16 protein-coding genes are annotated in these 21,193 nt (G+C 73.6%); 6 read left to right on the top strand and 10 right to left on the bottom strand.

Translation table 11 applies throughout. The annotated features are described in order from the left end of the window. Positions 1 to 142: 142 nt before the first annotated feature. The 5 genes from ACZ5OX_RS12495 to ACZ5OX_RS12475 all read right to left on the bottom strand — a co-directional run bounded on the left by ACZ5OX_RS12495 (position 143) and on the right by ACZ5OX_RS12475 (position 7,733). Positions 143 to 499 carry a zinc ribbon domain-containing protein YjdM gene (locus ACZ5OX_RS12495; RefSeq protein WP_465629867.1) on the bottom strand — a complete coding sequence of 119 codons (357 nt, stop codon included), beginning with the start codon at positions 497 to 499 and terminating at the stop codon, positions 143 to 145. A 53-nt stretch (positions 500 to 552) separates the two neighbouring features. Further along, positions 553 to 2,376, bottom strand: a complete 1,824-nt coding sequence (locus ACZ5OX_RS12490; protein WP_465629866.1) for a SulP family inorganic anion transporter — start codon at positions 2,374 to 2,376, stop codon at positions 553 to 555. Between the two features lie 306 nt (positions 2,377 to 2,682). Continuing rightward, on the bottom strand, positions 2,683 to 3,729 hold the full coding sequence (locus ACZ5OX_RS12485; protein WP_465629865.1) for an IPT/TIG domain-containing protein: 1,047 nt from the start codon (positions 3,727 to 3,729) through the stop codon (positions 2,683 to 2,685). Between the two features lie 156 nt (positions 3,730 to 3,885). Further along, complete coding sequence (locus tag ACZ5OX_RS12480; protein WP_465629864.1) at positions 3,886 to 5,997, bottom strand: HelD family protein; 2,112 nt, start codon at positions 5,995 to 5,997, stop codon at positions 3,886 to 3,888. A 116-nt stretch (positions 5,998 to 6,113) separates the two neighbouring features. After that, positions 6,114 to 7,733 (bottom strand): ADP-ribosyltransferase domain-containing protein, encoded by a 1,620-nt coding sequence (locus ACZ5OX_RS12475; RefSeq protein WP_465629863.1) that lies wholly within the window; start codon positions 7,731 to 7,733, stop codon positions 6,114 to 6,116. Between the two features lie 252 nt (positions 7,734 to 7,985). On the opposite strand from ACZ5OX_RS12475, the gene ACZ5OX_RS12470 reads away from it, so the two are divergent. Further along, positions 7,986 to 8,672 carry a macro domain-containing protein gene (locus ACZ5OX_RS12470; protein WP_465629862.1) on the top strand — a complete coding sequence of 229 codons (687 nt, stop codon included), beginning with the start codon at positions 7,986 to 7,988 and terminating at the stop codon, positions 8,670 to 8,672. A gap of 110 nt (positions 8,673 to 8,782) precedes the next feature. Here the strand turns inward: ACZ5OX_RS12470 and ACZ5OX_RS12465 are convergent, their stop codons facing one another. After that, a complete protein-coding gene (locus ACZ5OX_RS12465) occupies positions 8,783 to 9,445 on the bottom strand; it encodes a TetR/AcrR family transcriptional regulator (RefSeq protein WP_465629861.1) in 663 nt (220 codons plus the stop codon). Between the two features lie 100 nt (positions 9,446 to 9,545). Between ACZ5OX_RS12465 and ACZ5OX_RS12460 the strand changes: the two genes are divergently transcribed. Further along, the gene (locus ACZ5OX_RS12460) at positions 9,546 to 10,559 is read left to right on the top strand and encodes a zinc-binding dehydrogenase (RefSeq protein WP_465629860.1); all 1,014 of its coding nucleotides are present in this window, start codon (positions 9,546 to 9,548) and stop codon (positions 10,557 to 10,559) included. 91 nt (positions 10,560 to 10,650) lie between these two features. Here ACZ5OX_RS12460 and ACZ5OX_RS12455 read toward each other — a convergent pair whose 3' ends face one another. Further along, positions 10,651 to 11,364 carry a DUF6159 family protein gene (locus ACZ5OX_RS12455; RefSeq protein ID WP_465629859.1) on the bottom strand — a complete coding sequence of 238 codons (714 nt, stop codon included), beginning with the start codon at positions 11,362 to 11,364 and terminating at the stop codon, positions 10,651 to 10,653. A gap of 224 nt (positions 11,365 to 11,588) precedes the next feature. Between ACZ5OX_RS12455 and ACZ5OX_RS12450 the strand changes: the two genes are divergently transcribed. Beyond that, on the top strand, positions 11,589 to 14,411 hold the full coding sequence (locus tag ACZ5OX_RS12450) for a penicillin acylase family protein (RefSeq protein WP_465629858.1): 2,823 nt from the start codon (positions 11,589 to 11,591) through the stop codon (positions 14,409 to 14,411). Between the two features lie 42 nt (positions 14,412 to 14,453). On the opposite strand, the gene ACZ5OX_RS12445 is transcribed toward ACZ5OX_RS12450, so the two are convergent. Further along, positions 14,454 to 14,765, bottom strand: coding sequence for a hypothetical protein (locus ACZ5OX_RS12445; RefSeq protein ID WP_465629857.1), 312 nt, complete (start codon positions 14,763 to 14,765; stop codon positions 14,454 to 14,456). Between the two features lie 175 nt (positions 14,766 to 14,940). Here ACZ5OX_RS12445 and ACZ5OX_RS12440 point away from each other — a divergent pair, with 175 nt between their 5' ends. From ACZ5OX_RS12440 to ACZ5OX_RS12430, 3 genes are all read left to right on the top strand, one after another. Beyond that, positions 14,941 to 15,495, top strand: coding sequence for a YceI family protein (locus ACZ5OX_RS12440; RefSeq protein ID WP_465629856.1), 555 nt, complete (start codon positions 14,941 to 14,943; stop codon positions 15,493 to 15,495). A 121-nt stretch (positions 15,496 to 15,616) separates the two neighbouring features. Then, a complete protein-coding gene (locus ACZ5OX_RS12435; protein WP_465629855.1) occupies positions 15,617 to 16,879 on the top strand; it encodes a threonine synthase in 1,263 nt (420 codons plus the stop codon). A gap of 141 nt (positions 16,880 to 17,020) precedes the next feature. After that, on the top strand, positions 17,021 to 18,406 hold the full coding sequence (locus tag ACZ5OX_RS12430) for a hypothetical protein (RefSeq protein ID WP_465629854.1): 1,386 nt from the start codon (positions 17,021 to 17,023) through the stop codon (positions 18,404 to 18,406). A gap of 59 nt (positions 18,407 to 18,465) precedes the next feature. On the opposite strand, the gene ACZ5OX_RS12425 is transcribed toward ACZ5OX_RS12430, so the two are convergent. Both ACZ5OX_RS12425 and ACZ5OX_RS12420 read right to left on the bottom strand, forming a co-directional pair. After that, the gene (locus tag ACZ5OX_RS12425) at positions 18,466 to 19,521 is read right to left on the bottom strand and encodes a zinc-binding dehydrogenase (protein WP_465629853.1); all 1,056 of its coding nucleotides are present in this window, start codon (positions 19,519 to 19,521) and stop codon (positions 18,466 to 18,468) included. Beyond that, a complete protein-coding gene (locus tag ACZ5OX_RS12420; protein ID WP_465630132.1) occupies positions 19,518 to 21,182 on the bottom strand; it encodes a phytoene desaturase family protein in 1,665 nt (554 codons plus the stop codon). The genes ACZ5OX_RS12425 and ACZ5OX_RS12420 overlap by 4 nt, the downstream gene beginning before the upstream one ends. Positions 21,183 to 21,193 lie beyond the last annotated feature (11 nt).

The following is a 21,193-nucleotide window of genomic DNA, read 5'->3' as shown; positions in this document are numbered from 1 at the left end:
TATTTGTGTTGTTGTAATCATTGTGAGCATATAACTAACTCGGGCGACGGCTCCACCCCCGCCCCCGGGGAGTCCTCCGGACGACGAAACGGCCGCGCCCCGCCGATCTCCTCGGCGGGGCGCGGCCGTTCAGGCGCGCGGGTCAGGCCTTCTTGACCACGCTGGACTTGAGCTGCATCGCGCCGAAGCCCTCGATCCGGCAGTCGATGTCGTGCCCGTCGACACCGTCCACCAGCCGGATGTTGCGCACCTTGGTGCCGGCCTTGATGCCGGAGACGCTGCCCTTGACCTTCAGCGCCTTGACCACCGTGACGGTGTCGCCGTCGTTCAGCACGTTGCCGACGGCGTCCTTGATCACACGCTCGCCGGCCGGCGCTCCGTCCTGGTCGCCACCGCCGGGCACCCACTCGTGGGCGCACTCGGGGCAGACCATGAGGGCGTTCATCTCATAGGTGTACTCGCTGGAGCACTGCGGGCACGGGGGGAGGTTGTCGCTCATGAGTTCAGATTATCCAGGGTGTTCGGGGGTGGCCTGAGGGACGGGTGAGGAGGTCAGCGGGGGTGCCGGTGCCGGCGGGCACCGGCCCCGGCGGCCGTGCGGCCGTGGTCGGCGGGGGCCGTGCGGTCGTGGTCGGCGGGAGCCGACCGCTCGCGCAGGTGGGTGCGGGCGTGGGCGATGGCCTCGGGGGTCGTGGCGAAGACGTGCCCGTCGGCGCGCAGCCCGTCCAGCACGCCGAGGGCGTCCAGCGGGCGGTGGTGTTCGTCCCGCACGCCGGAGACCAGCACCAGGGTGCCGCGCCGTCGGAGCGCGGAGATGGCGTCGCCGAGGACGGTCGCCCCGCTGGCGTCGATCGCGCTGACCCGCGACATCCGCAGGATCGCGACCTCGACCTCGGCGGACTCGGTGAGTTCGAGCAGGAAGCGGTGGGCGGCCGCGAACAGCAGCGGCCCGTCGATCCGGTAGGCGACGATGTGCTCGGCGAGCAGCGCCCGCTCCTCCTCGCCGTGGTCACCGCGGTCGGGCCGGGGCCCGGGAACCTCCCGGCCGGAGGGCCCGGGAACCTCCCGGCCGGGGGCCTCGGGAACCTCGGCGAGCAGCGGGACCTGTTCCACCCGGGCCGCCCGGGCGACGGCGGCGAGCGCCAGGACGCCGGAGACCAGCACACCGACCACCACGGCGGTGACCAGGTCGAAGGCCAGCGTGGCGACGGCCGTCAGGGCCAGCACGGCGGCCTCGCCGCGCCCGGTGCGGGCCAGCGCCCGCAGCGAGCCGACCTCGACCATCCGGACGGCGGTGGCGATCAGCACCCCGGCCAGCGCCGCCAACGGGATCCCCGCGACCAGCGGCGCGGCGGCGAAGACGATCACCGCGAGCACCCCGGCGTGCACCAGGGCGGCGAGCCGGGAGGCGGCACCCGACCGCACGTTGACGGCGGTACGGGCGATCGCGCCGGTCGCGGCGACGCCGCCGAACAGCGGGGCCGCCAGGTTCGCCAGCCCCTGGCCGAACAGCTCGCGGTCGCTGTCGTGCCGGCCCGACACGCTCATCGCGTCGGCGGCCGTCGCGGACATCAGGGACTCCAGCACGGCCAGCGCGGCGACGGCGAACGCGGAGGGCAGCAGCGCGGGGACGGCGGAGAGGTCCAGGAAGCCGAGCGAGGGCGCCGGCAGCCCGCTGGGCAGGTGGCCGATGGTGGCGACGGGCAGGCCGGCCAGGTCGGCGGTGACGGTCGCGGCGACGACGGCGATCAGCGAAAACGGCAGCGCTGGCCGCAGTCGTACGCCGACCAGCATCACGGCGGCGACGGCGAGCGCCACGCCGACGGAGGCCCAGTGGGGCGCGGCGGCGAAGTCGCGCACCGCCCGGGCCGCGACCACGGCCGGGTTGTCGCCCTCGGGCTTGCGCACCCCGAGCGCGCCGGGCACCTGCTGGAGGGCGATGACCCCGGCGATGCCCACGGTGAAGCCCTCCACCACGGGCACCGGCACGTACGCCATCCAGCGCCCGGCCCGGACCAGGGCGAGGACCACCAGGAGCACCCCGGCGAGCAGGCCGACAGTCAGCACGCCGTCGGTGCCGTAGCGGGCGACGATCGGGACGAGGACCACGGTCATGGCGCCGGTCGGCCCGGACACCTGGAGGTCGGAGCCGCCGAAGACGGCGGCCAACGCCCCGGCCACGACGGCGGTGGCCAGTCCGGCCTCGGCGCCCGCGCCGGAGGAGATGCCGAAGCCCAGGGCCAGCGGCAGTGCCACGATCGCCACCGTGAGGCCGGCGAGCAGGTCCCTGCGCGGGGCGCGGCCCATGGTGGCGAGGATCGCCCGGGTGGGCAGGACGGCCCGCACCCGGTCGCCCATGGCGGTGGCGAGGCTCATTCCGCGCCCGCCTCCGCCTGCCGGGCGGGCGGCCACTGTTCGCCGATTGCCGCGGTCACGACCGCCCCTTCCTGCGTCCGACGGCGCCCGGACGCGCCTTCCACCGGTTCAACGGCACGACAGCATGTATGAACTTGAAGAATTTTTCAAATCACTTGTTTCGCATGTGATGGATTCCGACAGTAGTGGCGTCCTGCGGTCGGTGGTGGTCACGGGAACGGCCGACCCCGGTTGCCGGGGCGCTGCTCGCCCTGGCCTCCGGGGCCGGTCCGGCCGCCAGGTCCCGCCCGGCGGCGGTGAGCCGCGCTACGGCGCGTAGGTGAACGCCACCGGGCCGCTGGTGCCGCCCGCCGTGGTGACCGTGACGTCCACCGGCCCCGGCCGGTCGGCCGCCGGTGCGGTGGCGGTGCACAGCCGCGGGCCGCAGGAGTGCCGGGTGGCGGGCCGGCCGCCGAAGGAGACCGTGCCGCCGGCCAGGTCGTCGCCGGTCACGATGACCGCGGTGCCGCCGCCGACCGGGCCCGAGGGCGTGTTCAGGCCGGAGAGCGAGGGAGCCGGCGGGGGCGGCGGCGGGGCGCCGGTGTAGTCGAAGGCCGCCGGGGCCGTGGCCTTCCCACCCGGTCCGACCACCGTGACGGCGGCGCTGCCCGAGCCTCCGGGCGTGGTCACCGTGCAGGCGGTGTCGGTGCAGGTGCCGGGCGCCGGGACGCCGCCGACCAGCACCATCGCGCCCTCCAGGCCGACACCGGTGACGGTCACGGGGGTGCCGCCCGCGCCCGGTCCCGTGCTGGCGCTGACGTCGTCGATCCGCGGCTGCGAGCCGATCAGCGGCGGCAGCAGGCCGATGCCGAGCAGGTAGGTGGAGACGTGCCCGGTCGGGATCGTGTCGTTGGCGTTGGCCACCCGCGCGGTGATCGCGCCGGTGACCGGTCCGGTCCCCTCCGCGACGACCGGGATCTTCATGAACTCCTCGGTCCCGGAGCGGCGGTTGCCGTACAGGACGGCCTCCAGGTGGCGGCCGTCGGGCGAGACGGTCTCGGTGAAGGTGTAGTCGTTCGGCGTGGAGTAGAACATCGCGCCGCCGGTGGTCACGCCCGGCGGCAGGTCGACGGTGAAGTGGGTCGGCCCGGCGAGGTCCTCGGTGCCGAACGCGTGCCAGGACACCGAGAAGACGCCGTACCGGTTCTGCTCGGTGGGGTAGTTCCCGGCCTGGGTGAGGACCACCCGCTGGGTGATGACGGTGGCGGTGCGCGCTTCGCCGGGCAGGTCGGTCGCCCCCGCCGGAGTCGCGGCGGCGGTCAGGGACAGGGCTGCGGCAAAACCGGCTCCCGCAAGTCTGATGATCGTAGGCATACGGAAATCCTCCCGGGCGCCCGGCAGTTCGGCGGCCGCTTTCCCGAATTGCCCGGAGCGGCATCGCATTTGGCGCGATCCCACACCCACCCGCGCTCCCGGCCCTTTCCGTCACCGGCCCTGCCGTCACCCGCCCTACCGTCACCCGCCCTGCCGTCACCCGCCCAACGGCGCGGGCAGCGGCCGGGCGTGCAGGACGTCCAGCCGGGAGACCGCCCTGGTCACCACCACGTACAGCCGGTACAGACCGCGCGGCTCGGCCTCCACGATGGCGGCCGGCTCCAGCACCACCACGTGGTCGTACTCCAGCCCCTTCACCAGGGAGGCCGGCAGCACCGTCACCCGCGCCGTGGTGCCGACCTGTTCGGCCGCCCCGGTCGGGATGCCCGCGGCGAGCAGCGCCTCGGCGGTCCGCGCCGCCGCGCCGTCGGCCGCGATCACCGCGATCGAGCCCTCGCGCTCCAGCGCGGCCCGCACCGCCGCGACGGCCGCCGCGTCCAGGCCGCCGTCGGCCACCCGCCGCACCGTCAGCTCACCGTCCCGGCGCAGCGACACGGCCGGCGGCACGTCCACGTCCAGCGCGCCCAGCAGGGTGTTGGCGAGCTCCGTCACGGCGGCCGGGACACGGAAGCCGGTGGTCAGCGGCACCACCGCGGCCTGCGGCTTGCCCAGGTGGGCGAGCTGCTCGGACCAGCTGCGCGCGGCCCACGGGGCGGTCGCCTGGGCGAGGTCGCCGAGGACGGTCAGGGAGCCGAAGGCGCTCCTGCGGGCGATCGCCCGGCACTGCATCGGGGAGAGGTCCTGGGCCTCGTCCACCACGACGTGGCCGAAGCCGGCCGGGCGCTCGATCAGACCGGCCACCTCGTCCAGGAGCATCAGGTCGTGCTCGGACCACGCGGCGCTCCGCTCCGAGCGCGGCGGCCGGCGCCACAGGATCGCCGCCTGCTCCCCGGGGCCGAGCACCCCGTCGGCGGCCTCGGCCAGCACCGCGGGGTCGCCCAGCAGGGCGGCGACCACGGTCTCCGGCCGCAGCCGGGGCCAGGCGGCCTCCAGGAAGGCCGCGACCGGCTTGCAGCGGCCGACCGTCCGCGTCCAGGCGCCGGACCGCACGCCCGTCCGGCGCTCGGCCTGGTCCTGGAGCATCGCCACCACCCGGGTGCGCAGGCTCTCCCGGCCGACGGCGTACGGCGGCGCCTGCTCGCGAAGTTCGGCGACGACCCGGTCGAGCCGCTCCGGGGACACCCGCCACCGGTAGGAGCCGTCCGGGACGACCAGCGGCTCCGCGGCCGCCGCCCGGACCCGGCCGTACAGCGCCCGGCGCAGCACCGTCGCCATCCGCCCGTCCTGTTTGACGGCGGCGGCCCGCTCGTCGTCCACCGAGGTGACCGGCCGGGTGGCGACCAGGTCCTCCACGGTGCACTGGCCCACGTCGATCTCGCCGAGCGCGGGGAGCACCTCGGCGATGTAGCGCAGGAAGGTCCGGTTGGGGCCGATGACCAACAGGCCGCCGCGCTGGATCCGCTGCGGGAAGGTGTAGAGCAGGTACGCGGCGCGGTGCAGCCCGACGGCGGTCTTGCCGCTGCCGGGCGCGCCCTGCACGCACACCGACTCGCCCAGCCCGCCCCGCACCAGCGCATCCTGCTCGGGCTGGATGGTGGCGACGATGTCCCGCATCGGGCCGGTGCGGGGCCGTTCGATCTCGGTGGCCAGGATGCCGTCCGCACCGCCCTCCCGGTTCCCCGGCGCACCGCCGTCCGCCGAGCCGACTCCACCCGGCCCACCCGGCCCACCGAGGGGTTCGTCCTCCAGCCCGGTCAGCTCCTCCGGTGCGCCCAGGCTCCAGGGCGCCCAGCCGAACCGGCGGCGGCGCGCCAGCCCGAGCGGGGCGTGGGCGCTCGCCTGGTAGAACGCCCGGGAGACCGGGGCCCGCCAGTCGACCACCAGCGGCGGCACCGTCGGGTCCTCGGAGATCCTCCGGCGGCCGACGTAGTAGCGCTGCCGCCGGTGATCCCCGGCCTCCGCGGTGTCGGCGAAGTCCAGGCGGCCGAAGAACGACGGGCTCTCCGGCAGCTCCTTCATCCGCTTGGCGCGGGTGCGCAGGTACCGGCCGAGCGCCTCCGCGCTGGCGCCGTCGCCGGAGACGTCCTCCGCGGCGACGACCTGGAAGTCCGCGTCCTCGACCTGCCGGGCCATCGCCGCCCGGCAGACCTCGACGTAGGCCCGCTCCCGCTCCAGTTCGCCGCCGAGGTTCCCGGTTTCCGAGGTCATCGTTCGCGTCCCTTCCTGCACCACGGGGCCCATCCGCCGTTCGACGTCCAGCATAACTTAACCAAGTTAAAATACTGACTTGGTCACTGAACGAGAGCGGGTCCGGCCCCGACACCTCAGGACACCAGGGGCGCCTCCTCCAGCTCGGTCAGCGTCACCGTGCACAGACCGCCGCGCTCGACCCGGACGTCCGTGACCTCCAGCTGCGTGCCGGGCAGCAGGATGAACTCCTCCTCACCGGTGAACGCCGAGAAGTTCTGGATGCCGGCGGCCCGCACCGGGCGCACCTCGAAGAGCGTCCGCTTGCCCCGGCTCCCCAGGAAGGACTGCGCCACCCCGAGCTTGGAGGTGCAGGAGGACACGCCCCACCACGTCACCGTCTCGCCGAGCGGGTACTGCCGCCGCAGGTCCAGCGACACCCCTCGCCACAGCGGCGCCGTCCGGACGGGCAGCCGCGACACCGCCGCGAACAGCAGCCGCAGGTACGGCAGGTACGGCACCAGCCGGCCGCGGTCCGGCGAGCGCAGCACCGCGTTGATCTCCCGGTAGAACGCGGACTCGCAGGTGTAGAGGTAGAGCGCGGCGATCTCGTCGGCGGACAGGCCGGTGGCCCCCTCGTCCGCCCGCCGCTTGCCGAAGTCGTGCGACAGCGAGACGTGCCGGTCCAGGCCGCGCAGCAGCTCGGCGACCGGCGACACCGCCTCCCGGAAGCCCGTCGGCGGGGCGTCGAACACCCCGGTGATGGCGGGCAGGACGAGGCCCTCGTCCTTCACTCCGGCGAGCCGGTCCAGGTAGAGCTGGTGCAGCTCCATGGTGGAGGCGATGAAGGCGCCCATCCGCTCGGCGACCCCGTCGTCCGCCCCGCCGCCCTGCGCCGACGCGGCGTTCCACCCGGTGCTGGGCAGCCAGTCGACCTCGTCGGCGCCGAGCGAGGCGAGCGCGGCGTTCACCGTGGCGAAGTGCTCGCCGTCGCAGAAGATGTCGCCCTGGGCCGCCGGGTTGGCGTGGTCGATGTGCCGGACCTCGACCTCAGGGTACTTCTTCTGCAGCCGCAGCACGACGTTCTTCAGGCTGCGCGCGTGCGCGCCCCACCAGGCGAAGACCACGTAGCGGTCCTCCTCGGCGGCCTGCTGCTTGGCACGGAGGATCTCCTCCACGATCCGCTCGGCGACCGGCCGCCAGAACGCGGTGTGCTGGTCCGGCCCCATCGCGCCGTCACTACTCGCGGTGAGCGCCGCGTTCAGCAGCAACACGCCCTGGGTGAGCATGGCCTGGAACCACTCCGGCGGCTGGACCGTCTCCTGCTTCTTCAGCAGCGCCCGTATGTCGGCGATCGGCGTCTTCTTGGGAATGCCGTACTTCCACATCGCCGCGGCCTTGATGAGGCAGCGGATGCTGATCACCCGGCCGAACTGGCTGTCCTTCCAGTCGTGGAAGGTGTTGTCGAACATCGCGATGCCGGTGGCGCTCTCCGGCCTCGGGTACGGGTTCTGGCCGAAGACGACGACCTTCCACTTGTGCGGCGCGTGCGGCTTGAGCGCCTGGAAGGTCAGCTCGCGGACCGGGACGACCTCCGGGCCGCGACCGGGGCCGATGAACGAGGCCGCGCCCGGCTGCGCCTCGATGACCGGCTTCAGCAGCGGCAGCCACGGCTCGCCGCCGCCGGTGAAGAGCTCCGCGAGGGCGAGCGGGTCGTTCGGGTCGGGCTGGGTGGCGGGGGTGTCGACGGCGCTCATGGTGGTGCGACTCCGGCTGGTCGGGACCGTACGAATGACAGACGAACGGCAGGTGATGGCCCGTCAGCTTCCCTGGCGGACAGCACAGTCCTACCAGCAGGGTCTGACAATCCCGGCCGCCCCGACCGGCCCACCGGCCGGCCCCCGACCGGCGCGGACGAGACCGGACGGATTGTCAGTGCCGGGCGCTAGCGTCCTCGGCGTCATCAAGGAACCGGCCCACGGGCCACACCCGACCGACAGGAGCCCCGCATGGCCACCGACCGCACCCAGTCGCCCCTCAAGGTGGTGCTGACCGACCTCAACGCGTCGGTCGTGGAGTCCTGGCGGGCGGCCTTCGCCGACGTCCCCGGGATCGAGATCCGGCACGCCTCCATCCTCACCGCGAAGGTCGACGCCTGGGTCAGCCCCACCAACTCCCACGGCCGGATGGACGGCGGGACGGACGCGGCGATCAAGCGCCACCTCGGCGCGGGCATCCAGCTGCGGGTCCAGAAGGCGATCCGCGAGCGACACGCCGGCCACCTCCCGGTCGGCAGCGCGGTCTGCGTCCCGTCCGGCGCCGTCAACCCCGGGTTCCTGATCTCGGCCCCGACGATGCAGACCTCCTCGCAGAACGTCAGTGAGACGTTGAACGTGGCCCTGGCCTGCGCCGCCGCCTTCCAGGCCGTCCACCGGCAGAACCGGCTGCGGCCTGGCTCCATCCGCTCCGTCGCCCTGGTCGGCATGGGCGCGCAGACCGGCAAGGTGCCGCCCCGGGTCTGCGCCAATCTGATGTGGTCCGGCTACACCCTCTTCAACGACCACCACTTCGAGGACGACGACGACCTGCGCGCCACCGTCCTCGCCCAGCTGGACGACCTCGAGCAGGCGCCCGCCACCGAGCGGGTGCGCATATCGCCTCCCGCGCACCGGAGTTCGACCGCCCGGCGGGCCTGACGTCACCCCGGCCGGCCGCGGGCCCCGGGTCCGCAGCCCCGCTGCCCGCCGCCCGACGGCCCACGACCCACGACCCGACGACACACCGTCAGCCCGTCGTGGGCGCGAGGTCAGCCCGCCGTGAGCGCGAGCCGGATCCACCGCTCGGACTCCGCGACCGCCACCCCCACGTCGAAGGCCTCCGGGGCGGCCGCGGCCTGCACCACGAGCCCCTTCAGCAGCCCGACGAAGGCCAGTGCGAAGGCCCCCGGGTCCACCACGGGGCTCAGCTCCCCGTCCCGCTGCCCCTGTCCGACCACCTCGGCCGTCCACGCCCGGGTCCTGGCGTCCAGCTCCGCCACCGCGGCGGTCAGCTCCGAGGCCCCGGCGAGCGCCTCGGCCCCCAGCACCACGAACGCCCGGCCCAGGTCGGTCGGATTGCGCACGCCCTCCAGGCAGCCGCGCGCGAACCCGCACAGCTCGTCCACCGCCCCCGCCCCGCTGCGCTCCGGCGCGGCCGCCGCCACCGCCTCGGCCAGCGCCGCCTCCTGGAGCCGGGCGAGCAGCGCGGCCTTGGAGCCGAAGTAGTGGGTGGCCAGCCCACGGCTGAAGCCCGCCTCCTCCCCCACCCTGGCGAGCGTGACCCCGGTGCTGCCGTGCTCGGCGATCAGCCGGGCGGCGGCGGCGATCAGCGCGGACTCGGCCCGGGCCCGCCGTTCGGCCTGGGTACGGCGGGCCGGCGCCCCCCGAAGCGTCCCGGTCCGGCCGCTTCCGTCCTCATCGTGCGTAGACATGACACCATGCTAGTGTGAACTTGCTTGTCAGATAACAAGTAACTTCCGGAGTGGCGGGCACTCCCCCCGACCCGCCGCCCCCGCGAGAAGGGAAGTCCCGATGACCGCCACGATGCTGGCCGGCCGGCTCGACGTCGCGAAGGGCGCCTTCGCCGTGGAGGAGGTCCCCGTCCCGGTACCCGGTCCGGGCGAGGTGCTGATCAAGGTGGAGGCCGCCGGCGTCTGCCTCTCGGACGTCCACCTGATCGAGGGCATGCTCAAGCCGCTCTACCTCAGGGGCGACAAGGTCACCCTCGGCCACGAGGTCGCGGGCACCGTGCACACCCTCGGCGAGGGCGTGACGACCGCCGCCGTCGGAGACCGGGTGCTGCTGCAGGCCGGCGAGACCCGCGACGGCGCCGTGCACACCCGCGGCGTGGACTACGACGGCGGCTGGGCCGAGTACGCGCTCGCCACCGCCACCACCCTGGTGCCGATCCCGGACGAGCTCCCCTTCGAGCAGGCCTGCTTCATCCCCGACGCGGTCTCCACCCCCTGGGCCGCCATCACCACCACCGGCGCCGTGCGCCCGGCCGAGGCGGTCGGCGTCTGGGGCGTCGGCGGGCTGGGCGCCCACGGCGTGCAGTTGCTGCGGTCCATCGGCGCCTTCCCGATCGTCGCCGTCGACCCGCTGCCGGCCGCCCGCGAACGCGCCCTGGCCTTCGGCGCCGACGCCGCCCTCGACCCGGCCGACCCCGGCTTCGCCGGACTGCTCCGCGAGGCCACCGGCGGCCGCCCGCTGTCCGCCGCCTTCGACTTCGCCGGGGTCGCCCCGGTGCGCGAGCAGGCCATGGCCACCCTCGGCGAGCACGGCCGCCTGGTGCTGGTCGGCCTCACCGACAAGCCGCTGACCGTCACCAACGGCACCCTGGTCAGCTACCTGCGCCAGCAGATCCGCGGCCACTACGGCTCGGACGGCCAGGACGTCGTCGACCTGGTCAACCTGGTCCGCGGCGGCCGGCTGGAGTTCTCCCGCTCGGTGAGCGGCACCTTCCCGCTGGCCGAGGCCGCCCGCGCGGTCGAGGCACTGGAGCGCAAGGAGGGCAACCCGATCCGCCTGGTGCTCAAGCCCTGACCCGGCGCAAGCCCTGACCCGGCGCGCCACCGACCCGGCGCCGCACCTCCGGACTGAGCCCGGCAGGTGCGGCGCCGCCTCCTTCCCGCGGCTACCGCACCTCCGTGACCCGCAGTGCCGGGCGCACCGCCTCGGTCGCCGCCTCGACGACCGAATCGCGGTACAACGCGGCCCGGAAGACCCCGTACAGACTCGCCGTCACCGTCACGGCCGCGCCCAGGAAGAGCGCCGCCCCGGCCGTCAGCAGCACCCCGAGCTCCCGGTCCCTCACGGTGAGCCCCATGCCGAAGGCGACCAGGCACGGCACCAGCGCCACCTGGACGGGCATCGTCATCCGGCTCGACCCCCGGACGAACCTCCCGCGGTCCCGCCGGTAGGCCGCCCGCGAGTTCCGCCACGCCTCCCGCGGTCCCGCCCCGTCGAGCACGAGCGCCGGCAGCACCAGGTAGTTCGCCAACGACCACCCCATCCCCACCAGCAGCAGCGCCCCGACGACCCCCAGAGCCCCGACCGGCACCCAGCCCGCGATCGCCGGCAATCGCCGCGCCGCCCGGGTCCAGCAGGAACCGATCCCTGCCGGCCGCCCGCACAGCGCATCGTCCGCCGCGAGGAGCGTCACGGCGCTGCCGAAAGTGGCGGCCACGGCGATCACCACCACCCCCACCGCTCCCAGCGCCATGCTCCCGCCGGCCCACAGCTCCGCCCGGACCAGCCCCCACACCAGCCCGCCCACCACCGCGGTCGCGATCCCGGGCAGCAGCACCAGCTCCTTGCGCCGCCACACCACCCGCGCCAGTGCCCGCACGGACCCACTCTCGTCCAACGCCCCGCCCTGCTTCCCACGTCAACGAAGCGGTCAGGCTACTGCCCGGCGGCAGCCCGACCTCGACCCGGGTCGCACGCCCCGCGGACCACCGCCCCCTCAACTTCGCTGCCCCGCAACGAAAATGGCATGCACGCCACTAGCCAACCGGCCAGTAGCACCCCTACCGTCGACTCTTCCGTGAGACTTCGACGGAGGAGTCCGCCTTGCGTTCACGCCAACGCCAACGCCCCCACGCCCGCTCCCTCCGACTCCCGGCCGCCGCCCTCGCCTCGGCCCTGCTCGTCACCGCCGCCCTGACCACCACCCCCACCGCCACCGCCGCACCCACCACCGCGACGACGACCGCCGCCAACGACTACTGCGGCGGCCACTGCTCCGACATCCTGCCGCCCGGCGAGAACGGCAACGCCACCCTCGCCGACATCCTGCTCAACCGGGCCTTCGGCACCCGCCCCGCGCACACCGACGACCAACTCGGCCCGTACGCCGCCCTGGCCTCCGGCTACCCCGGCCTGACCGAAGCCAAGCTGCGCGACTTCTTCAACGACGCCTCCTTCGGCGTCCCCGCCGACCAGGTGGCCAGTTCCACCAGCCCGCGCCCGGACGTCACCATCGTGCGTGACAAGGCCACCGGCGTCCCGCACATCACCGGCACCACCCGCTACGGCACCGAGTTCGGCGCGGGCTACGCCGCCGCCCAGGACCGGCTCTGGGTGATGGACCTCTTCCGGCACGTCGGCCGCGGCCAGCTGTCCGGCTTCGCGGGCGGCGCCGCCGCCAACCGCCAACTGGAGCAGACCTTCTGGCAGGCCGCGCCGTACACCGAGGCGGAGCTCCAGCAGCAGATCGACGCCATCGCCGCCCGCGGCGGCCGGGCCACCCAGGCGCTCGCCGACGCCAACGCCTACCTCGACGGCATCAACCAGTACGCCAAGGAGTCCTACAACGCCCGCACCTTCCCGGGCGAGTACGACCTCACCGGGCACATCGACCCGATCACCAACGCCGGTTCGATCGAGCCCTTCAAACTGACCGACCTGGTCGCCCTCGCCTCCGTGGTCGGCGCGCTGTTCGGCTCCGGCGGCGGGGGCGAACTGGCCTCCGCCCAGGTCAAGTCGGCCGCCGAGGCCCGCTACGGCAAGGACGCCGGGGACGCGGTCTGGAAGTCACTGCGCGAGGCGGACGACCCGGAGGCCGTCCACACCCTGCACAACGGCCAGAGCTTCCCGTACGCGACCGTCCCGGACCAGCCGCAGGGCGCGGCGCTGCCCGACCCCGGCTCGGTGGTGCCCGAGCGGGTGGTCTACGACGCCACCGGATCCGCGAACTCGCTCACCACCGGGGCGAACGGCGTCCTGCCCGGGAACCTGCTGACCGCCAAGCACGGCATGTCCAACGCCCTGCTGGTCTCCGGAGCCCACACCGACGACGGCCACCCGGTGGCCGTGTTCGGCCCGCAGACCGGCTACTTCGCCCCGCAGCTGCTGATGCTGGAGGAGATCCAGGGCCCCGGGATCAGCGCCCGTGGCGCCGCCTTCGCCGGCCTGAGCTTCTACGTCCAGCTCGGCCGCGGCCAGGACTACGCCTGGAGCGCGACCTCCGCCGGGCAGGACATCACCGACACCTACGCCGTCCCGCTCTGCACCACCGACGGCTCGCCGGTCACCACCGCCGCCAACTCCTACCTCTGGCACGGCCAGTGCCTGCCCTTCGACCGGCTGGAACGCAAGAACTCCTGGAACCCGACGACCGCCGACTCCACCCCCGCCGGCTCCTACACCCTGGTGATGTACCGCTCCAGGTACGGCCTGGTGAGCGCCCGCGGCACGGTCGGCGGCGCACCCGTCGCCTTCACCTCGCTGCGCTCCACCTACCGGCACGAGGCCGACTCCATCATCGGCTTCCAGGAGCTGAACGACCCCGCCACGGTGCGCGACGCCGCGGGCTTCCAGCAGGCGGCGCAGGACATCAACTACACCTTCAACTGGTTCTACGCCGACTCGCGGGACATCGCCTACTACAACTCCGGCAGCAATCCGGTCCGCGCCCCCGGGGTGGACCCGGGACTCCCCGTCCAGGCCCAACCGGCCTACGAGTGGGCCGACTTCGACCCCGCCGCCAACACCGCCCGGTACACCCCGGCGGCCGAGCACCCGCAGTCCGTCAACCAGGACTACTACATCTCCTGGAACAACAAGCAGGCGAACGGCTACACCTCGGCCGGCTTCGGCAACGGCTCGGTGCACCGCGGCAACCTGCTGGACGACCGGGTCAAGTCCCTGCTCGGCAACGGCGGCAAGGCGAGCCGGGTCTCGCTCACCCAGGCCATGGAGAGCGCCGCCCTGGCCGACCTCCGGGCCGAGGACGTGCTGCCCGACCTGATCCGCGTGCTGCGCGGCGCACCCGTCACCGACCAGGCCGCCCTCACCGCCCTGCAGCAGCTGGAGGCCTGGCTCGCCAACGGCGCCCAGCGGAAGGAGACTTCACCGGGCAGCCACAGCTACGCGGACGCCACCGCGATCCGGGTGATGGACGCCTGGTGGCCGCTGGTCGCCGACGGCGTCATGCGACCGGGCCTCGGCGACCCGCTGTTCGGCGCACTGACCGGCGCCCTCCAGATCAACGAGTCCCCCTCCGGCGGCCAGACCGGCGCCGCCGGCGGCCCGGTGAGCGCCAACGAGGCCATCCCGCACAAGGGTTCGGCCTTCCAGTACGGCTGGTGGAGCTACCTGGACAAGGACCTGCGCGCCGTCCTCGGCGACCGGGTGTCCGGCCCGCTCGCCCGTCCGTTCTGCGGCGGGGGCGACCTCGCGGCCTGCCGGACCGTCCTGCTGAACACCCTGAAGCAGGCCGCCGCCCAGACCGCCGCCCAGGTCTACCCGGGCGACGCGGACTGCGCGGCCGGCGACCAGTGGTGCGCCGACACGATCATCCAGCGCCCGCTGGGCGGCGTGACGGACGCCAAGACCACCTGGCAGAACCGCCCCACCTACCAGCAGGTGGTGCAGTTCCCCAGCCACCGCTGAACCGCCGCGGCCGGTGCCCCGCTCCGGGGCACCGGCCGTCGGTCACTCCGGTCCGCCCACCCGCTTCTCGATCACCGCCGTGTCCTCCCGCAAGTACCGGGGCTGGTCCCGCAGCCGCCGGACCACCTTGATGTACGCCTCGCGACTGTCGCCCGTGGTCATCCGGTCCGAGGCTGCCCGGGTCAGATCGACGAAGGCCTCCATCAGCCCGGCCATCGCCCCCATCAGCGCCGCCTCCTCCTTCTCCGGCACCTTCTCCCGACCGCTGTCCTGCGCCTTCGGCAGCGCGTTCTCCCTCAGCTGCCGCCGCGCCTCCTCGACCGCGTCGACGATCGCCCGTATCCCGCTGTCCATCCAGGCCCCCTCGCCCTTCCGTCCTCCGACGTACCCCGCGAGCCTTCCCACCCCGTCTCCCGCTTAGGCCCAGCCCGGCGCGCGGACCGCCGGAACTGCCCCTAGCGTGGTCCGGGGACCGCCCCGACCACCCCCGGGCCGAGACCCGGGCCCCGCACCAGGAGGCATGCCGACCATGACCATCCCCCTCTCCGAGCTCACCGGCGACTACGTCCTCGACCCCGCCCACACCCGGATCGGCTTCGTCGCCCGGCACGCCATGGTGACCAAGGTCCGCGGCGCGTTCCACCGGTTCGAGGGCACGGCCCACCTCGACGGGAAGGAGCCGTCCCGCTCCTCCGTCCAGGTGGTGATCAAGGTCGACAGCATCGACACCGGCGTGGAGCAGCGCGACCAGCACCTGCGCACCAACGACTTCCTGGACGCGCCGACCTACCCCGACATCACCTTCCGCTCCACCGCGGTCGAGGCCCGCTCCGACAGCGACTACCGGGTCACCGGCGACCTCACCATCAAGGACACCACCCGCCCGGTCACCATCGACTTCGAGTACACCGGCAACGCCGTCGACCCGTACGGCAACCTCCGGGTGGGCCTGGAGGGCTCGGTCACCATCAACCGCAAGGACTACGGCGTCACCTGGAACGCGGCCCTGGAGGGCGGCGGCGTCCTGGTCGGCGAGAAGGTCGTCCTGGAGTTCGACATCTCGGCGATCCGCCAGGGCACCTGAACCACCGCCCCGCGCAACCACCGCCCCGCGCAAACACCGCACCGCGCGACAACCGAACCGCGGAACCACCGAACCGCGCAACCGCCGGACCGCACCACGGCCGCCCGGCTAGTCTCCTGGCATGCCGACAGAAGACTCCCTCGCGACCGGCCAGCGTTCCCTCGGCGACCCGGCCCTCGACTATCCGCTCTGGCCCCCGCTCACCGCCGGCTGCCCGCGCACCGGCACGGAGGACGTCTCCTACCCCGTCGAGGTCGACTACGCCTACGAGAAGGCCGACCCCGCCGCCCTGTTCGGCACCGCCCCGGCGAACACCGCCCCGGCCCACGGCACCCCGGCCCACGGCACCCCGGCGCGCCGCGGCCTGGAGCGCTGGGCCCCGCTGCTGCCGCCGCTGCTCGCCCCGGGCCTGGGCGAGGGCTCCACCCCGCTGGTGGAACTCGAGCCCGGGGTGTACGTCAAGGACGAGTCCCGCAACCCCACCTGGAGCCACAAGGACCGGCTGAACCGCTGCACCACCAGCGCCGCCGTGGGCGTCGGCGCGCCGGGCATCGCGGTCGCCTCCTCCGGCAACCACGGCGCCTCGGCGGCCGCCTACGCCGCCCGCGCCGGACTGCCCTGCGTGGTGTTCACCGGCCCGGACCTGCCGCCGAACGTCGACGCCTTCCTCAACGCGTACGGCGCGGTGGTGCTCCCGGTGCCGTGGGAGGCCCGCTGGCCGCTGCTGCGCCAGACGGTCGAGCGGCTGGGCCTGCACCCGGTCAGCAACCTGACCACCACCCACACCGGCCACGCGTACGGGCCCGAGGGCTACAAGACGGTGGCCTACGAGATCTTCCACGACGTCGGCGTGCCGAGCGCGGTGTTCGTCCCGACCGGCTACGGCGAGCTGCTGTTCGGCGTCTGGAAGGGCTTCGCCGAGCTGCGGCGGCTGGGCCTGACCGACCGGGTGCCGCGCGTCCACTCCTGCGAGACCGCAGCCTCCGGGCCGCTGGCCCGGGCGATCGCCGAGGGCCTGCCGGCCGCCCGTGTGACGGTCGGCCCGAGCGCCGCGTACTCGATCACCTCCCCGGTCAGCGGCTACCGGGGCGTGCTCGCCGTCCGGGCGAGCGGCGGCCGGGCGCTGACCCTCGACGACACGCAACTCACCGCCGCACAGCGCGAGCTGGCCAGGGCCGGGCTGTGGACCGAGCTTTCCTCGGCCGCCGGCCTGGCCGGGCTGCGCAGCCTCGGCGCACCTGACCTCTCCGAGGGCCCGGTGGTCTGCGTGTCGACCTCCAGCGGCTTCAAGGACCTGGGCGTCGGCACCCACCGCACCGAGCCGGTCGCCCCCGACTGGGACGCGGTCGGCCGCCGTCTGCGCGCGGCCGGCCTCACCGACTGAGGCCCGGCCCTCCCCCGCCGCGAGGCCTGCTGTTCGCCCGCCCGCCCACACTCGTAGGGTCGCCGTAGGGTCGGTGTTCGCCGAACGCCACCAGGCTTGCACCCTCCGTCAACTCCCCCCGCCTGCCGAAGGGTAGCCACCGTGTCGCGTTCCCTCCGCCGCCTGCTGCCGCTCGCCGCCGCCGTCGCGGCGGTGCCCGTGCTCGCCCTGCCCGCCCTCCCGGCCGGCGCGGTCACGTACGGCACCCCGACGATCACCTTCTCGGCCGGGTACCTGTCCGGCGCGGTCGGCGCCACCGGCGACCCGACCGTGACGGTGACGGTCGCCCAGTCCGGCGCCTCGGCCTCGGCACTGACCGTCGCCGCCTCCGCCACCACCCGCAGCGCCGTGGCCCGTACCGGAGACGTCACGGTGAGCGGCACCGGCGGCACCCGCACCCTGGCGGTGGCCGCCCAGGGCGTCGGCTACGCCGACCTCACCATCAAGGTCACCGGCCTCGGCGGCAAGAGCGCCACCCGCACCCTGCACTACGCCGCCTCCCCCTCCGTCCAGTTCTCCGCCACCAGCCGCTACCTGACCGGCTCCAGCGACGCCTCGGCCGCCGTGGACGCGGGCGGCGGCTACCTCGTGGTCGGCGACGACGAGTCCAACACCCTGCGCCTGTACGACCGCGACAACTCCGGTGCGCCGATCCGCACCTGGGACTTCAGCTCGGCCCTCGGCGTCTCCAAGGAGATCGACATCGAGGCCGCCACCCGGGTCGGCGACACCATCTACTGGACGGGCTCGCTCGGCAACAACAAGGACGGCGTGGTCAAGCCCGACCGGCACACCGTCTTCGCCACCACCATCACCGGCTCCGGCGCCGACACCCAGCTCTCCCTGGCCGGTTCGTACCACGGCCTGCGCGACGACCTGATCACCTGGGACAACGCCCACGGCAAGCGCTACGGCTTCGCGGCCGGCGCCGCCGACGGCCAGGTGCCCAAGCAGATCGACGGGTTCAACGTCGAGGGCCTGGAGTTCGCCCCCGGCAGCACCAGCACCGCCTACGTCGGCTTCCGCGCGCCGCTCACCCCGGCCGTCACCGGCGGCCGGGCGCTGCTCGTCCCGGTCACCAACCTCCCGTCCCTGCTGAACGGTTCGGCCGCGCACGCGACCTTCGGCGACGCGATCGAGCTGGACCTCGGCGGGCTGTCCGTCCGCGACATCCGCCGCAACGACCTCGGCCAGTACCTGATCGTGGCCGGCTCCTGGGCCGCCGAGGACAACTCCGCCCCGTACGCGCTCTACCGCTGGAACGGGCAGCCGGGCTCGCAGCCGACGAAGCTGATCGACCTGCCGACCAGCGACTACGGCGCCTGGGAGGCGATCGCGGACGTGCCGGACCTGGACGCCCCGGGCGCCCGTGCCCAGCTGATCACCGACGACGGCTCCGCCGACCTCTACGGCGACGCCACCGCCGCCAAGGACCTCACCCACCCCGAGTGGAAGAAGTCCCGCAGCACCTGGTTCACCCTGAACTGACCACGCGCCAGGGCCCTTCGGCGGATCCGCCGAAGGGCCCGAACGCGCGTCCGCTCCGTTCAGAGCTCGACCAGCACCTTCCCCCGGTTGGCCGAACGGTCGAGGTAGAGGCCGCGGTAGGCCCCCGGGATGCTGTCGAATCCCTGGTGCACGGTCTGCCGGTACGTCAGCTGACCGCTGCGGACCAGCGGCCCGAGGTCCCGCCGCAGCGCGGCCCAGTTCTCCTCGGTGAACCACTCCAGCGAGAAGATGCCGCGGATCGTGGCACGCGGGAACATGATCATCGGCAGCAGCCGGGGTCCCGACCAGTTCCCGCCGACCTGGCTCCCCCACTGCCAGCAGACGGCGACCCTGCTCTCCACCGCGAGCATGCCGAAGACCACGTCGGTCAGCGTCCCGCCGAGGCTGTCGAAGTATCGGTCGATGCCGTCCGGCGCGAGCGCCGCCAGCTCCTTCTCCACCTGCTCCGGCGCGTCACCGTCGTGGTACAGCAGCACCCCGTCGAAGCCCAGCTGCCACAGCCACTCGACCTTCTCCGGCGTCGCCGTGGTACCGATCACCCGCGCGCCCCGGTGCTTGGCCAGCTGCCCGACCAGTGAACCGACCGCCCCGGACGCCCCGCTGACCAGCACCGTGGACCCGGGCCGCACGTCGAGGAACTTCTCGACCGTCCCCCACGCCGTCATCCCCGGCCCGCCCAGCACGCCGAGCGCGGTGGACAGCGGCAGGGCCTCGTCGTAGTCGGCCGGGTCCAGCCGGCGGAACGCCGGGAAGACCATCGGGAAGGTCCCGGTCTGCCAGAGCCGGGGCTCCCCGTCGCTGATCAGGTGGCTGCGCCAGCCGCCGAAGCCCTGCACCAGGTCGCCGACCGCGAAGCGCGCGGCCGGCCCGGCCTCCAGCACCTCCATGATCGAGTCCGCGCCCATGTGGTCGCCGATCGGCGTGTCCAGCGCGATCCCCTGGAGGTACGGGTCGACCGACACGTACCGGGTGCGCAGCAGCATCTCGTCCGCGGCGAGCCGGACGTCCACCTCCTCCACGACCTTCCGGTACACCCGCTCGACGTCCGGCACGCCGTCCTCGTGCTCCTGGACGACCCACTTCTCGAATCTCACGAGGTGACTCCAAACTGCCGGTCGGCGGGGCCGACCGGTTCGATGAGCAGGGTGGGCAGCGGGGCGCTGTCGTCCACCTCGGCGGTGAAGGGCCTGTCGTCGTCGCGGCAGATGAACTGGACGACGTGCCGGCCGGCCGCCGCCGCCCTGATCAGCCCGCCGGTGGTCGCCCAGACCCCGGAGAGGTAGAAGTTGGCCAGTCCGGGCAGCCCCGGGCCGTTGCGCTTGATCTCCTCCTCCAGGGTCTCGCCGCTCTCCACGAAGGGCTGCCAACCCAGCACCGTGCCGTTGTAGTTGCCGGTGTAGCGGACCTGGGTGAGTGGGGTGGAGACGTCCTTGACGGCCACCGCCTGCCGGAGCCCGGGGTGGTGGCCGTCAAGGAACTCCACGATGGCGTCGCGCACCCGGCGCTTCTCCCGCTGGTACTCCCGTCCCCGGCCGACCGGCAGGGTGTGCAGTTCCTCGCCGCGCCGCACCCTGGGCTCCTGCTCCGGCCCGGTGCTCAGCTCCCGCCAGGGCTCGATGTCGCAGAAGTAACTGGCGTACACCACGGTGGTGTCGGTCGGCGACAGCTCCGGATAGTGGCGGCTGCGGAACTGGACGTTGATGCTCGGGTGCCGGATGCCGGTGAGCCGCTCGGCGACCTCGTCCTCCAGCAGGTAAGTGGTGCACGGGTCCCCCGCCGGGAAGGGTCTGCGCAGGCCGAGGAAGACGGTCACGTAGCCGGGGAAGACCATGCCCGGTTCGGTGATGGTCTGGGTGTACAGCCGGCGGTAGGTGTCGCTCAGGTAGCGGCCCTTGAGCAGGTCCATCATGGTGGTCCGGCCGTCGCAGGCGGCCACCACGATGTCCGCCCGCACCTCCCGGCCGTCGCTCAGCCGCACCCCCACCGCGTGGTCGTCCTCGATCAGGACCTCCGTCACCTTGGTGTTGTACGTGATCTCGCCGCCCAGCCGCCGGTAGCGCTGCTCGATCGAGTTGGCCAGCCCCAGCGAGCCGCCCTCCGGCACCCCGGCCGACTGCCCGGCGTGGCAGGCGAGTTGGAAGTAGTTGGGCAGCACCGGGAAGTTGGGGTGCTTCTCGTACAGGATGAAGTTGAACGCCTCCCGCAGCAGCGGGCTCCTGAACCGCGCCGAGTAGTCGCTCATCAGCACCGTGATCGAGCGCCGGATCACGTTGAAGTACGGCAGGAAGGAGGCCAGCATCCGCATCCGCTCCCACCGGCCCATCAGCCCGACCGGCTTGAGGAAGGGGTAACGGGCCAGGGCCAGGCGGAACTTGCGCAGCCCGGCGCAGAACTGCCGGATCTGCCGGGCGTCCTCGGGGGCGAGGTCCAGCAGGTGGGCCTCCAGCCGGTCCGGGTCGGAGTAGAAGTAGACCGCCCGGCCGTCCCGGGTGCGCACCACGTTGAAGACGTCGAAGTTGCGCATCCGCTTGCCCTGCAGTGCGCCGAGTTCGAGCCAGATCTGGTGCATCTCGTTGCCCGGGCCGCTGCCCAGCAGCCAGCTGACGCAGCAGTCGAAGGTGAACTCGCCGCGGTCCCAGCCGGTGCAGCAGCCGCCGGGGATCTCGTGCATCTCCAGGATCCGGGTGCGGTAGCCGTTCATCTGCGCGTAGCAGCCGGTGGACAGGCCGCCGAGCCCTCCGCCGATGATGACCATGCTCCGCCGGC

It is taken from the genome of Kitasatospora sp. NPDC032121, assembly GCF_055580145.1.
The sequence above is the reverse complement of the archived record's forward strand: the minus strand, read 5'-3'. Positions and strand labels throughout refer to the sequence as shown.

Bases quoted from the DNA above. Each gene is read 5' to 3' on its own strand.
- ACZ5OX_RS12435 (WP_465629855.1), top strand. From the start codon at position 15,617: ATGCCGACAGAAGACTCCCTCGCGACCGGCCAGCGTTCCCTCGGCGAC.
- ACZ5OX_RS12475 (WP_465629863.1), bottom strand. From the start codon at position 7,733: ATGAGCGCCGTCGACACCCCCGCCACCCAGCCCGACCCGAACGACCCG.
- ACZ5OX_RS12465 (WP_465629861.1), bottom strand. From the start codon at position 9,445: ATGTCTACGCACGATGAGGACGGAAGCGGCCGGACCGGGACGCTTCGG.
- ACZ5OX_RS12485 (WP_465629865.1), bottom strand. From the start codon at position 3,729: ATGCCTACGATCATCAGACTTGCGGGAGCCGGTTTTGCCGCAGCCCTG.
- ACZ5OX_RS12440 (WP_465629856.1), top strand. From the start codon at position 14,941: ATGACCATCCCCCTCTCCGAGCTCACCGGCGACTACGTCCTCGACCCC.
- ACZ5OX_RS12480 (WP_465629864.1), bottom strand. From the start codon at position 5,997: ATGACCTCGGAAACCGGGAACCTCGGCGGCGAACTGGAGCGGGAGCGG.
- ACZ5OX_RS12460 (WP_465629860.1), top strand. From the start codon at position 9,546: ATGACCGCCACGATGCTGGCCGGCCGGCTCGACGTCGCGAAGGGCGCC.
- ACZ5OX_RS12445 (WP_465629857.1), bottom strand. From the start codon at position 14,765: ATGGACAGCGGGATACGGGCGATCGTCGACGCGGTCGAGGAGGCGCGG.
- ACZ5OX_RS12470 (WP_465629862.1), top strand. From the start codon at position 7,986: ATGGCCACCGACCGCACCCAGTCGCCCCTCAAGGTGGTGCTGACCGAC.
- ACZ5OX_RS12420 (WP_465630132.1), bottom strand. From the start codon at position 21,182: ATGGTCATCATCGGCGGAGGGCTCGGCGGCCTGTCCACCGGCTGCTAC.
- ACZ5OX_RS12490 (WP_465629866.1), bottom strand. From the start codon at position 2,376: ATGAGCCTCGCCACCGCCATGGGCGACCGGGTGCGGGCCGTCCTGCCC.
- ACZ5OX_RS12495 (WP_465629867.1), bottom strand. From the start codon at position 499: ATGAGCGACAACCTCCCCCCGTGCCCGCAGTGCTCCAGCGAGTACACC.